At 41.8% G+C, this 12,781-nt stretch carries 10 protein-coding genes; 3 read left to right on the top strand and 7 right to left on the bottom strand.

The features are described 5' to 3' along the window. Both gdhA and uspA read right to left on the bottom strand, forming a co-directional pair. A partial coding sequence (gene gdhA, locus PR709_RS18480) for an NADP-specific glutamate dehydrogenase (RefSeq protein ID WP_272571096.1) occupies nt 1-1,210 on the bottom strand: 1,210 nt, incomplete at its 3' end. Nucleotides 1,211-1,475: 265 nt separating this feature from the next. Continuing rightward, complete coding sequence (uspA, locus tag PR709_RS18485; protein WP_004916030.1) at nt 1,476-1,910, bottom strand: universal stress protein UspA; 435 nt, start codon at nt 1,908-1,910, stop codon at nt 1,476-1,478. 473 nt (nt 1,911-2,383) lie between these two features. Here uspA and uspB point away from each other — a divergent pair, with 473 nt between their 5' ends. Next, a complete protein-coding gene (uspB, locus tag PR709_RS18490; RefSeq protein WP_004916033.1) occupies nt 2,384-2,719 on the top strand; it encodes a universal stress protein UspB in 336 nt (111 codons plus the stop codon). Nucleotides 2,720-2,839: 120 nt separating this feature from the next. Here the strand turns inward: uspB and pitA are convergent, their stop codons facing one another. Further along, nucleotides 2,840-4,327: an inorganic phosphate transporter PitA gene (pitA, locus tag PR709_RS18495; RefSeq protein ID WP_004916035.1), complete on the bottom strand. Its 1,488-nt coding sequence runs from the start codon at nt 4,325-4,327 to the stop codon at nt 2,840-2,842. A 477-nt stretch (nt 4,328-4,804) separates the two neighbouring features. Here pitA and PR709_RS18500 point away from each other — a divergent pair, with 477 nt between their 5' ends. Next, a complete protein-coding gene (locus tag PR709_RS18500) occupies nt 4,805-6,007 on the top strand; it encodes an NAD(P)/FAD-dependent oxidoreductase (RefSeq protein ID WP_004916038.1) in 1,203 nt (400 codons plus the stop codon). A gap of 538 nt (nt 6,008-6,545) precedes the next feature. Continuing rightward, nucleotides 6,546-7,244 carry a pirin family protein gene (locus PR709_RS18505; RefSeq protein WP_004916039.1) on the top strand — a complete coding sequence of 233 codons (699 nt, stop codon included), beginning with the start codon at nt 6,546-6,548 and terminating at the stop codon, nt 7,242-7,244. 86 nt (nt 7,245-7,330) lie between these two features. Here PR709_RS18505 and pckA read toward each other — a convergent pair whose 3' ends face one another. The 4 genes from pckA to PR709_RS18525 all read right to left on the bottom strand — a co-directional run bounded on the left by pckA (nt 7,331) and on the right by PR709_RS18525 (nt 12,665). Beyond that, a complete protein-coding gene (gene pckA / locus PR709_RS18510; protein WP_004916041.1) occupies nt 7,331-8,950 on the bottom strand; it encodes a phosphoenolpyruvate carboxykinase (ATP) in 1,620 nt (539 codons plus the stop codon). Between the two features lie 204 nt (nt 8,951-9,154). Continuing rightward, nucleotides 9,155-10,027, bottom strand: coding sequence for an Hsp33 family molecular chaperone HslO (hslO, locus tag PR709_RS18515; RefSeq protein WP_004916045.1), 873 nt, complete (start codon nt 10,025-10,027; stop codon nt 9,155-9,157). An 85-nt stretch (nt 10,028-10,112) separates the two neighbouring features. Next, nucleotides 10,113-10,520 (bottom strand): ribosome-associated heat shock protein Hsp15, encoded by a 408-nt coding sequence (gene hslR / locus PR709_RS18520; protein ID WP_004916047.1) that lies wholly within the window; start codon nt 10,518-10,520, stop codon nt 10,113-10,115. A gap of 51 nt (nt 10,521-10,571) precedes the next feature. Beyond that, nucleotides 10,572-12,665, bottom strand: coding sequence for an IgaA/UmoB family intracellular growth attenuator (locus tag PR709_RS18525; RefSeq protein WP_004916096.1), 2,094 nt, complete (start codon nt 12,663-12,665; stop codon nt 10,572-10,574). Between the last annotated feature and the right edge of the window lie 116 nt (nt 12,666-12,781).

The following is a 12,781-nucleotide window of genomic DNA, read 5'->3' on the forward strand; positions in this document are numbered from 1 at the left end:
CTAACATAATATGATGCAAACGCGCATCAACCTTCTCAGCTTTCCATCCCATACGGGCTGCGTTTTGTGCCATCTCTAAACCGGATGTCGCCACTCCTCCCGCATTCGCGGCCTTACCTGGTGCAAATAAAACACCGGCCTCAAGGAAAAGCTCAGTCGCTGGGATTGTCGTTGGCATATTCGCGCCTTCAGCAACCGCTTTAACACCATTTTTGATCAGCAATTCTGCGGCTGCAGTATCTAATTCGTTTTGTGTCGCACATGGTAGAGCAATATCAACAGGTACACACCAAGGTTGCTGACCTGCTAAGTAGGTTAAGCCAAACTCTTTTGCATAGGCTTCTACACGACCATAATTGTTTTTAATTTCTTCCAAACGCGCTAATTTTTCTGGTGTAAAGCCAGCTTCATCAACAACAGTACCATTTGAGTCGGATGCCGTGACGACCGTTGCGCCAAGCTCCATACATTTTTCAATCGTATACTGCGCAACGTTACCAGAGCCAGATACAGCTACACGCATGCCTTCAAAACCTAAACCATGGCGTTTTAACATCGCATTTGTGAAATACACTAAACCGTAACCGGTTGCTTCTGGGCGAATTAAGCTCCCCCCGAAAGAGAGTCCCTTACCCGTGAAAACACATGAAGTATCATTCGATAATTTCTTCATCATCCCAGCCATAAAACCAACTTCACGACCACCAACCCCGATATCACCCGCGGGTACGTCAGTATCCGCGCCTAAATGGCGATACAATTCGGTCATCAGTGCTTGGCAAAAGCGCATCACTTCACCATAGCTTTTGCCTTTCGGATCAAAGTCAGAGCCACCCTTGCCACCGCCCATTGGTAAGGTTGTCAGTGCATTTTTTAGTGTCTGTTCAAAGCCTAAGAATTTTAGAATGGAAAGGTTAACTGAAGGGTGGAAACGCATACCGCCTTTAAATGGGCCGATAGCAGAGCTATATTGAACCCGCCAAGCCCTATTCACTTGCACTTTACCTTGGTCATCCACCCAACAAACACGAAACTGAATCACTCTTTCAGGCTCAACAAAACGCTCAAGTAGTGCTTGTTCACGATATTTAGGATTATTTTCTAAGAATGGCCAAAGTGAGGTAAAGACTTCGCGAACAGCCTGGAGGAATTCAGGTTGCTGAGGGTCTCTTTTTTGTACAGACTCCAAGAACGATGATAGTGAATTCATCTATATCTTCCTTTTTAAATTTTTTGTTGTGATATTCCTCACTCTTTCTTGTGATAATTTTTGGGGAAATGTGAGGTTGATTTGCATTTGCCTATTGAATATATCACTAGTTTGTATTCAAGTTTCAAGGTTTTTTTTACTCTAATACAAAAAAATTTTTCTTGACCCGACAATAAGTAACTTAATTTAAATTTTTTAAGCCAAAAAAAACGCCTGCATAAGCAAGCGTTTTTAGCGAATAGTTTTTCATTTTTAACTGAATGGATTATTCATCATCGTCATTCAGTGGAACAATCAACATATCAACATGGACAGTATTAATCAACTGGCGAGCTGAAGACATCAACTTGCTCCAAAAATCTTGGTGGTGACCACAGACCACTAAGTCCATATCATATTTTTTGATTGCATCAACCAAGACCTGACCAAGATCACCACTACCGCTCAATGTTTCTTGAATTTCATAACCTGCGCCTGCGGAGAGGTCTTTGAGTGAATTACGAGTTTCATCCGTGATACGCTGTTGCATGTCGCCCAAATTCACATCAATAAGGCCAGTGTAGAGATCTGAGTAGTTCACATCAACATGGATCATGGATACTTTAGCCCCGTAAGGTTTTGCCATAGAGACGGCTTTATCCAGTAATATTTTACTTTCAGGTGATAAATCTACCGCTACGAGAATATGTTTGTACGCCATAAAGTAAACTCCTTCCGAATGCTGATTTTGTGATAAGTTAAGAGCCTATCCTATTCTTAGCCTCTTAACTCACCAATCGCTTATAAATACTATACCTGCATACTATGATAGATAAGTGTCGTTTTGATCACATCTGTGCAGATTAGCCTAGTGAATCTTTCATCACATAACATTTTAGAAAACAATAACATCATCTCTACAATATTAATATATAAACGAGAGTTATGTGTGATATTTTTCAATATAAACAAGCAGTAGCCTATTTCTTAGATAATCATTCTGTTATTACACACTTTTACCCAATATCTCTTTTTTATCAGCTTAAATTCGGATAAAAATCGCTCAAAAATCCTCGAGTTTGCACTTTTTTTAGGCAACTTATTATCCTACAATAAACAATAAGCTAGCTTAACACTGTGTTTGCTTTATTTCCTTTGTAGCAACAGCGCAAGCTGATACCTAAGGAGGTGAGTATGTTCAGTATGGTTGCCTTGTTCTGGGCTTTATGCTTTTTGTGTATCATCAATATGATACGCTACTTTTCTTCCATCCGTGTTTTGCTTTATATCCTACGGGATACCGACCCGTTGCTTTATCAATCTGTCGACGGTAATGGCTTTTTCACAACCCACGGCCAGTTAAACAAACAGCTAAAACTGGTTCGTTATATCAATAGTAAGCAATACCTTGAGCATTTTGACGATGAGGTCATATTACGGTGTGAGAGGATACGCAAACAATTTCTACAAATTAGTCAGCTAAGCATCTTAGTGATTGTTAGCTTAATTTACCTACTTATTTTTGCTTAATAGCAGGGTAAAAAAACAAACTCGATACTCCACGGTTTTCAAGGCAAAAAAATAGTGATGAACTGAGCAGCTCATCACTATTATGTTGTATTCATTCTATCAACAGTTTGTGAAACTGTTCTAGATAATCATCAATGCAATCCAGTACAAACCACCAGATAGACAGATAGAAACAGGCAGTGTTAATAACCATGCCAAAGCAATACTCTTAATTGTCTTGCTCTGAACACCCCCACCGTCAACGACCATGGTTCCCGCAACTGCGGAAGATAATACCTGAGTCGTCGAAACAGGCATCCCTGTGTAGCTCGCAACACCGATTGAAACAGCGGCAGTCACCTGAGCAGAAACACCTTGCGCATATGTCATGCCTTTCTTACCGATTTTCTCACCGATAGTGACAGCAACGCGTTTCCAACCAAACATTGTTCCGAGAGACAGTGCTAAAGCAACTGAAATAATGATCCACAATGGCGCATACTCAACGGTATACAGTAAGTCATTACTCAATTTTTTCAGCAAGCTTGCATCTTGAGAGCTAGTTTCTGGCAGCTTAGCAACCGCATTTGCGGTATCAGAGATACACATTAATAAGCGACGCATATGATTACGTTGCTCTGGTGATAACTCATCGTAGCTTTGTACGCCATTCAACAGCTTTTGAGCTTGGCTCAGAACGATAGCCGTACGTGAGCTATCACAATGGAACTCTTCGCCAATTTCATCGGTGCCAGTCACTGCTGGTGTATTTTCAATTGCATGGTTGAGTGCTGGTTTATGTGTCTCATAGTATTGTTGCAAGTGAACAACAGCATCATGCGTTCTTGCGATATCGTAACCGCTTGAATTCATATTGACGACAAAACCGGCTGGCGCAACACCAATCAGTACTAACATGATAAGACCGATGCCTTTCTGACCGTCATTTGCACCATGTGAGAAACTCACGCCAACGGCGGAAAGAATCAGTGCAGTACGGGTCCAGAATGGTGGCTTGCGCTTACCATCTTTTTTCTCACGCTCTGCGGGCGTTAAGTGAATACGGCGACGTTTTTTCGTACCACTCCAGTAACGGCGTAGAACAAATATCATCAAGCCCGCGATCACAAAACCAATAGCAGGAGAAAGGATAAGGGACATGAAAATACTGATCATTTTGGGTATGTTGAGGGCATCCACAACCGATGAATCAGTCACAATTGCATTGGTTAAACCAACACCAATAATCGCCCCGATTAACGTATGAGAACTGGATGCAGGGATACCAAAGTACCAGGTTCCAAGGTTCCAGATAATTGCAGCCAATAGCAATGAAAAGACCATTGCTAGGCCGTGAGCTGAACTCACATTAAGCAAAAGATCTGTCGGCAATAGGTGCACAATTGCATAAGCAACGCTTAACCCCCCGAGCAGAACGCCAAAAAAGTTAAAAACACCCGCCATAACAACCGCGAACTGAGCGCGCATTGCACGGGTATAAATAACTGTCGCTACCGCATTCGCGGTATCATGGAAGCCATTTATAGCCTCATAGAACAGCACAAATAACAGTGCCAGTACTAACAGTAGGCCGGTGTAAAATTCCAAACCTGTAAAAAGATGTAGCATAGACGTTAAGCCATTTTATGTTGGTCATGAACGCGGCGCATTATCAGTGACAAACGCTAGCGGTGGAAGCAAAATCTAACCTTTTTTTGATTTCACTACTGTTGAAAAAAGTACAACATGATTATTATCCTATAATTATCAGCATATTACACAATTTGTTTTTATTCTGATTTTTTTTCTCTTTTTCGTTAGAATTTCACGCAAATCAGAGTAAATTCATCTTTTTTGGCGAATATCGAACGAACCGCTGATCTTTTAGAAAAACCCTAAAACCAATTTTGAGTCAGCGTCATTGATTAATCACTGACCAAAAAATAAGCCTAAAAGTTCAGCAGACCCTAATTATAATATGTATTCAATACTTTTCATCAGTTGTTACACGATACATGGTATCGCAACGATAAAAGTTTAACGAACTCTAGCCACTCATAAAATTGTAGTGTCTTTTAAAATCAAACAGATAGAGAATTTCTTATTGTGAAAAATTATGACGTCATTATTCTGGGTGCAGGTGCCGCAGGACTTTTTTGTGCATCACTCGCAGGGAAGCGTGGTTTGAATACACTAGTCTTGGATAACGGAAAAAAACTTGGCAGAAAAATCCTCATGTCAGGAGGCGGGCGTTGTAACTTTACCAATATCTATGCCGAACACAGTAATTACCTTTCCGCCAACCCTCACTTTTGTAAGTCAGCACTTGCTCGCTATACACAGTGGGATTTCATTGCGTTGGTTAATAAATATAATATCCCTTACCACGAGAAAACATTAGGCCAATTATTCTGTGACAATAGCGCCCAAGATATTGTTGATATGCTCGAAGAAGAGTGCCGCTTACCCAATATCACCATAAAATTGCGTAGCGAAGTGACTGGCGTTGAAAAAATAGACAACGGTTTTGTGGTAACAGTGAACGGAAATAAAGTGAGTGCACACTCACTTGTTGTCGCAACGGGCGGCCTATCCATGCCCGGACTAGGAGCGACACCTTTTGGTTATCGAATTGCCGAACAGTTCGGTCATCAGATTTTACCGACCCGCGCAGCGTTAGTTCCTTTTACACTGCATAAGCCTCTGTTAGAGACGCTACAAGTCCTCTCGGGTGTCTCTGTTGCAGCAACCGTTACCTCCGCCGATGGTACTTTATTTAAAGAAAATATTCTTTTTACTCACCGTGGCCTATCTGGCCCCGCTATTTTACAGATCTCCAATTATTGGAACCCCGGAGAGTTTGTAAGTATTAACTTACTTCCTGAACACTCTCTGACGGATTATTTGGCTGAAGAAAAGCAAACACATCCAAACCAATCCCTTAAAACAACACTCGCCAAATTATTACCAAAACGGTTAGTTGAAGTTTTGCAAACGCTAGGCCAGATACCTGATTGCGCACTTAAACAACTTACCCACCCACAAATTGAGACACTGCATAACAACTTACATCAGTGGCAAATACAACCTAATGGTACTGAAGGCTATCGTACCGCTGAGGTCACTTTAGGTGGCGTTGATACCCGCGAAATTTCATCGAAAACGATGGGCTCACTAAAAACAGAAGGATTATATTTCATCGGTGAGGTTTTGGATGTCACAGGCTGGCTAGGCGGTTATAACTTCCAATGGGCGTGGAGTTCGGCTGCGGCTTGCGCGGAAAATCTGCCGTTACATACAGAGCAATAAACTATTTAAAGGCGTAACCTACGCAAAAAATCATTTAAAGCCACGCAATGGTTTTTGCATAAACATGATTAAACGGGGTAATAGCGAGGCATTCTAACCTCAATAATACCCCTACTTTCCCTATGTATCGTTCAAAAATCTCGCTGAACCTATAAAAAGTTAATCCATTGAAAAATAATGGATATTATTTAATTTGATAGAAATCATATAATTGCGATTTTTATTGTAATTTATACGATTTTGATTAAAAAAAACACTTTACAAACGATAGTGATAACTATTATCATCAAATCACTACCTCGACATCACTGATACAGTCACTGTCTTGGCAGTACGACATTGCTCACATTGCTTCCAGTGTTTAGTTTAGCCAGCCTTGTGCTGGCTACTTTTTTATCTCCTGATCTTGTTCAAACTTTTTGAATTCTATGGTCAATCGTAACGGCTTCTCTCTATTATTAAATTGTTTAAACTGTCATCAACAAATTTAGCACTGTTCCAACATCGGTTGGCGATAGGCTTTTAAGGAGATGACACAATGATCTATTTACGCAAAGCAAATGAACGTGGCCATGCTAATCATGGTTGGCTAGATAGCTGGCATACTTTTTCGTTTGCCAATTATTATGATAAGCAATTTATGGGCTTCTCTGCGCTCCGTGTCATCAACGAAGACGTTATCGATGCAGGGCAAGGCTTTGGTACCCATCCTCATAAAGATATGGAGATCCTCACCTATGTTCTAGAAGGCACCGTTGAACATAAAGACAGCATGGGCAATATGGAGCAGATCCCAGCCGGTGAATTTCAAATAATGAGTGCGGGTACGGGGGTACGTCATTCTGAGTACAACCCTGATGATAAAAACCGCCTTCACCTTTATCAAATCTGGATTTTGCCGGAAAAGGCCGGTATCGAGCCACGTTATGAGCAAAAACGTTTTGATTCAAAGGATGGGAAACAGCTGGTGCTATCACCTGATGCGAGAGATGGCTCGCTAAAAGTGTATCAAGACATGACATTGTGGCGTTGGGCGTTATCGAACAATGACACCCAAACCTATGCGATTGCCGACAAACGCGTTGTTTGGATCCAAGTGGTTAAAGGCAACATCGAGGTTAATGGCCAAACTGCCACAACCAGCGATGGCTTAGCGATCTGGCAAGAAGCTAGCCTCACAATGACAGCGAGTGAAGACAGCGAAATTTTACTGTTTGATTTACCTGCGGCTGACTAATAGATGACTGCATGCAGATTTACCCACTCAATAAAAAACAAAGGCCCTGAATTCAGGGCCTTATAATTATTTGTTCAACAAACCCATTACAGTTTAGGGCCTGCTTTCACTAATGCTGCACCTGCTGGCGTGTCAGTATATTTGTCGAAGTTCTTCACGAAACGATCAGCCAAGTCTTTCGCTTTCTCATCCCATTGTGATTTATCAGCATAGGTATTACGAGGGTCAAGGATATTGGTATCAACGCCCGGTAATGCTGTTGGAACTTCCAAATCAAAGATTGGCAGCTTAATGGTATCTGCTTTTTCGATATCACCACTTAAGATAGCGTCAATAATAGCGCGCGTATCTTTAATAGAAATACGTTTACCAGTACCGTTCCAACCCGTATTCACTAAGTAAGCTTTCGCGCCGGCGGCTTCCATACGCTTAACTAATACTTCAGCATATTGTGTTGGGTGCAGTGATAGGAATGCCGCACCAAAACAGGCAGAGAAGGTTGGTGTTGGTTCAGTGACACCACGCTCAGTACCTGCCAACTTAGCCGTAAAGCCAGATAGGAAATGATACTGTGTTTGCTCTGGCGTCAAACGTGAAACTGGAGGTAACACCCCAAACGCATCTGCCGTTAAGAAAATGACTTTCGTCGCGTGACCCGCTTTAGAGACTGGCTTAACAATGTTTTCGATATGGTAGATTGGGTAAGAAACACGCGTGTTTTCTGTTTTCGAACCATCGTCAAAATCAACGCTACCATCCGCCAGTACCGTGACGTTTTCTAACAGAGCATCACGTTTGATGGCACCATAGATATCTGGCTCAGCTTCTTTAGAAAGGTGGATAGTTTTTGCATAGCAACCACCTTCAAAGTTAAACACACCATCGTCATCCCAACCGTGCTCATCGTCACCGATTAGCTTACGTTTTGGATCTGTAGACAATGTTGTTTTACCTGTACCAGACAGGCCGAAGAAAATAGCGACATCGCCTTTTTCACCAACGTTAGCAGAACAGTGCATTGATGCGATGCCTTTAAGTGGCAGCAGGTAGTTCATCATTGAGAACATACCTTTTTTCATTTCGCCGCCGTACCAAGAACCACCGATTAACTGCATGCGCTCTGTTAGGTTGAAAGCCACAAAGTTTTCTGAGTTCAGACCTTGCTCTTTCCAATTTGGGTTAGTGCATTTTGCACCGTTCATAACGATAAAGTCTGGCTCAAAACCAACCAGTTCTGCGTCAGTTGGGCGAATAAACATGTTTTTAACGAAATGCGCCTGCCATGCCACTTCCGTGATAAAACGCACTTTTAAGCGAGTGTCCGCATTCGCGCCACAGAATGCATCAACGATAAACAAACGTTTACCTGATAGCTGCTCTGTCACTAAATGTTTTAATTCACTCCAAACTTCTTGGGTCATTGGTTTGTTGTCGTTTTTACCTTTGCCCTGATCAGCCCACCAGACAGTATCACGGGTGACATCATCACGCACAATGTACTTATCTTTTGGTGAACGACCAGTAAAAATACCGGTATCAACCGCAACAGCACCTAACGTGGTCACTGTGCCACGCTCATAGCCTTCTAATCCAGGTTTAGTTTCTTCCTTGAATAGCAGTTCATAACTAGGGTTATAGACAACTTCGGCTACATCATGAATGCCATATTGTTCGAGTTCCTTCGGGGTAATACTTTTAGCGCTCATTATTATTGCTCCTGGTAATCATAACTAATCTACAGATGATCATAATTCTTTACGACTAATTAACAGCGATAGCTATCAAAGAATTGAAAATGTATAATTTTTTTTAATTCATTATGAGACTTAGAGCACGTAATAAGCCTTTAAAATTATAAAAAAAGGGTGCAAAATTGCACCCTCGTCACATAATTAGGTTGCTAAATCGTATCAGTGAAGTTGCTGATTTTGCTCATTTTTCAACCCTTGAATATCGGATTCAATAAATACGTAGTGTGAGCCACAATATTCACACTCCATATCAATTTTTCCATCTTTTTGCAATATATCGATAACATCTTCTTCAGGTAAAGTCATTAATGTGCTTTCACAACGCTCCCGTGAGCAAGTGCAACGAAATTCAACGGATTGTGGGTCGTATAGCGTGACATCTTCTTCATGATATAAACGATGTAGCACCTCTTTGACATCCAGCTCACTCAACTCTTCGCCTTTAATGGTCGCGGTCAACTGCACTAAGTGATCAAAGATATCATGGCTACCTTCATCCGCAGCAGGGAGTACTTGCAGTAACATGCCGCCGGCAATCGCTTTACCTTGTGATTCACCAACGCGAATAAACAAGCGCGTTGGTAACTGTTCTGACTGCATAAAGTAAGCATCAATGCACTCTTCTAGCGTTTCACCTTCGATTGCAACAATCCCTTGATAACGCTCCCCTTGATTGGGTGTGATAGTAATGACCATATAGCCATTGCCAATCATCTGCTTTAGTGTGCTCCCAGCAACCACGGGACCATCAACACGCGCAACACCCCGCATTTGTTGTAAGTTATTGCCATTAATAACAGCCAAATTCACTGGGCCATCACCTTGGATTTGTACAGTAATATCACCGTCAAATTTCAATGTTGCGGTAAGCAGGCTGGTAGCAACAAGCAATTCACCTAATAGTCCTTTAACGGCATCTGGGTAGTCATGATTGTTCAGGATCTGCTGAAATGTCTCATCGACAGTGATCATCTCCCCACGTACAGCATGCTGTTCAAAAAGGAAACGGTGGAGTAGGTCTTGTTTAGCCATAATTTCTCTCTATTGCTTATGAGAGGCCTCGTTAAAAACCTCTCACCTTGATTAAAATGTTTTTAAATACGAATAACATCAACGGTTACACGTCATGGGAATTTGTCTGCTTAAATTTTAGCAGGGTTCGACGCTCTTTTTTATCGGGTCGCCGTTCTGGATGCGGCATCGTTAATGCGTTCATCTTCCGAGCTTGGGCCAATTTTTCACGCTGCTCTTGGCTCTCGGGGGTTTCACGATAAAGTAATTGGGCTTCTGGCGCGCCTCTGCGCTGACCACTCACTTCCAATACTTCGACAGTCCGTTCATCATTACCTTGCCTTAGCCTGATTAACGCATTCAGTTCAACAATTTTACCGGGCTTGGTCCTTTGCCCGTTGTAATGAACTTTTCCGCCATCAATCATATCGCGAGCTATCGAGCGTGTTTTGTAAAAACGCGCTGCCCATAACCATTTATCTAGGCGAACTTGTTCTGTAGGTGATTGTTTCATGATGTTATCCTCAGTGCCAATCTTTAAAATGAGGCCTCCATCATTTAGAAACTAACTTTGATTGGAGGGATTGTCTGCCTCAAAGCACTTATCATAATATCGTTTAATATTACGTAATCGCTTTTTATTATTCATGATACGGAATATGACTAAAGTACCATTTAATAACACGCCAATGCCGAGAAAGAGAGTGAATAAGGAACTGATCACATATTGCGACAATACCTTCTCATCCGGTTTGCTATGAAGGGTGATATGTAATGTCCCGTTCGCATCCGTCGACAAATCCGTGATAATACCTTCGACATCAAACGGGGTGTTGATAAGCAAGCCCGCTATCCGTTTAAGCTCCACCCAGCGTTGCAAAGGCGTCATATCGTTGAATGTGCTCCCCACGATAAAATCGACGAGCGCTTTATTTTCATCACTGATCAGTAGCACGCCACCCGGTGGAGGGCTATTCAGTTTTGCAGCCTCTTTTTCAACTTCGACTTTGATAAATTCATATGTGGTGACTTCAACTAGCTTTTCCAAGGCCTCGGCACTACCTGCGCGTAATAAAACATGAGCGCCACTTAATTTCCCTGTGGACGCTTTAACAACAAGTGTTCCCCAATCATCGGTGCTGCCTAAATTGGTTAGCGCACTTTTCAGCTTAGAGCAGGCATGTTCTTGGTAACATAACTCGTTGGTTTTCAATATAATTTCAGAGAAATCAAAAATAATATTCATCCCTGATTTCATAATATCACGCTGTAAGCGCGGGTTAACCCCAACACTGTTTTTTTCAGGGTGTAGCTGCTTTTGCACTGTATTAAGTAGCCTAATTGCGCGCTCTATCACTTCAGATTCCGGGTCTGGCGTCAAATTCATATTGTTCCAATACACACCTGAACAATCAAAAGGCGCAAACTGAGCATGATTCGTATCAGACAGATTAGGCGGCCGATAGCACATCCCAACCCCTTTCGCACTTAAGCTATCACCAACTTTTAATTTTCGCGTTTCCAGTTCAGCCACATTCATGACCTTGATCTTTTCAGCGCCCTCAAGCCATGCAAACCCGAGTTTGATGGGTAAGCACATGGATTGGTAGGAAAACATCAAAAATAAAACCAGTAAACCAGTTGCGAGTATCAGGAGATTTTTTTTATATCGCCGATAAGGGTAATAGCGCTCCTCTTCGTGCAATGATAGAAATTGCCCATGCCGCAAAACCTGCCCTGACGGGTACATGTCTATCTGAGTCGCTTTGTTTAACTCATGGTGGATATAAGGTTCCCAATGGGAAGGATAATAGAGATCGATCCCCCCTATAGAGACGGTCGATGATTGCCTTTTATCTAATTCCCCATACAGTTCCCACCGTTTCGGCTGCCCAAAAACGCACTGCACATCTTGTAATTTCTTAGGGAAGACACGTAAGCGAAAGAGAGCCAATAGGCCCGCAACAAAACAGAAAAAGGCTCCGACAAACCCCCATGACTGCAAAAAAGGAATGGCAATTAGTGCTAAATACCCAAGTAAAAAGCTCAAACAAATCAGTAAAGTGCCTAGCCAACCAGAGGAATGATTTAGCCGATGCTCCTCAATAGTTTCTTTGCGAACACGCAATACTTGAACATTAGGTTCTCCTCTTTCATGAATTGCCGCTTCAGGGGTAACAATTTCCTGAATATCATCAGAGGTCCACTCATAATTAAAATCTTTTAACGAGAAATTATTTAGAGAAATAATTAATGGTAGATGGTTAGTTTCAACTAACTCCATCACATTTTTTTGCTGTAAATAAGGTTCAAGCTGGTGGGGAAGTTTAACTTCAATGGTATCAATAAAATAACGCCAACTATTCGCTTGCTCTTGCCGCAAATTAAATCGAGTGACTGAATTACACACCGTTGCGATCACGGCATTTTTCTTCAATTGCCACGGTGTTTGCTCAGCGCTTTGGGAAGGAAAAGGGTTGGTACGTAAGTACTGAGAGATGATTTGATAGTCGTTATCTATCATCTTCCGGTAAGATGGCTCAGCTTGAGAAGGGATCTGATAGACACCAGAATTCCGCCCCCGCCTGAAATACAGAAAGGAAGCCATTATAGTTAGGCTAATTATAAAAATAGCCATTATAATGACGTAAGTAAGCATTTTTTCCCCAGTGAAATAATATCAAGAAAAGCATAGCAATCACGGCGCTATCGCTATATAAGCCAATTCCTATTCTATTTTTAGTTTTTATGTTAATTTACAATATGTTGTAATTA

Origin of the sequence: Providencia sp. PROV267 (assembly GCF_028477825.1) — a bacterium.
Lineage (GTDB): Bacteria > Pseudomonadota > Gammaproteobacteria > Enterobacterales > Enterobacteriaceae > Providencia > Providencia stuartii.

Bases quoted from the DNA above. Each gene is read 5' to 3' on its own strand.
- uspA (WP_004916030.1), bottom strand. From the start codon at position 1,910: ATGGCGTACAAACATATTCTCGTAGCGGTAGATTTATCACCTGAAAGT.
- uspB (WP_004916033.1), top strand. From the start codon at position 2,384: ATGTTCAGTATGGTTGCCTTGTTCTGGGCTTTATGCTTTTTGTGTATC.
- hslO (WP_004916045.1), bottom strand. From the start codon at position 10,027: ATGGCTAAACAAGACCTACTCCACCGTTTCCTTTTTGAACAGCATGCT.
- PR709_RS18505 (WP_004916039.1), top strand. From the start codon at position 6,546: ATGATCTATTTACGCAAAGCAAATGAACGTGGCCATGCTAATCATGGT.
- pckA (WP_004916041.1), bottom strand. From the start codon at position 8,950: ATGAGCGCTAAAAGTATTACCCCGAAGGAACTCGAACAATATGGCATT.
- pitA (WP_004916035.1), bottom strand. From the start codon at position 4,327: ATGCTACATCTTTTTACAGGTTTGGAATTTTACACCGGCCTACTGTTA.
- hslR (WP_004916047.1), bottom strand. From the start codon at position 10,520: ATGAAACAATCACCTACAGAACAAGTTCGCCTAGATAAATGGTTATGG.
- PR709_RS18525 (WP_004916096.1), bottom strand. From the start codon at position 12,665: ATGCTTACTTACGTCATTATAATGGCTATTTTTATAATTAGCCTAACT.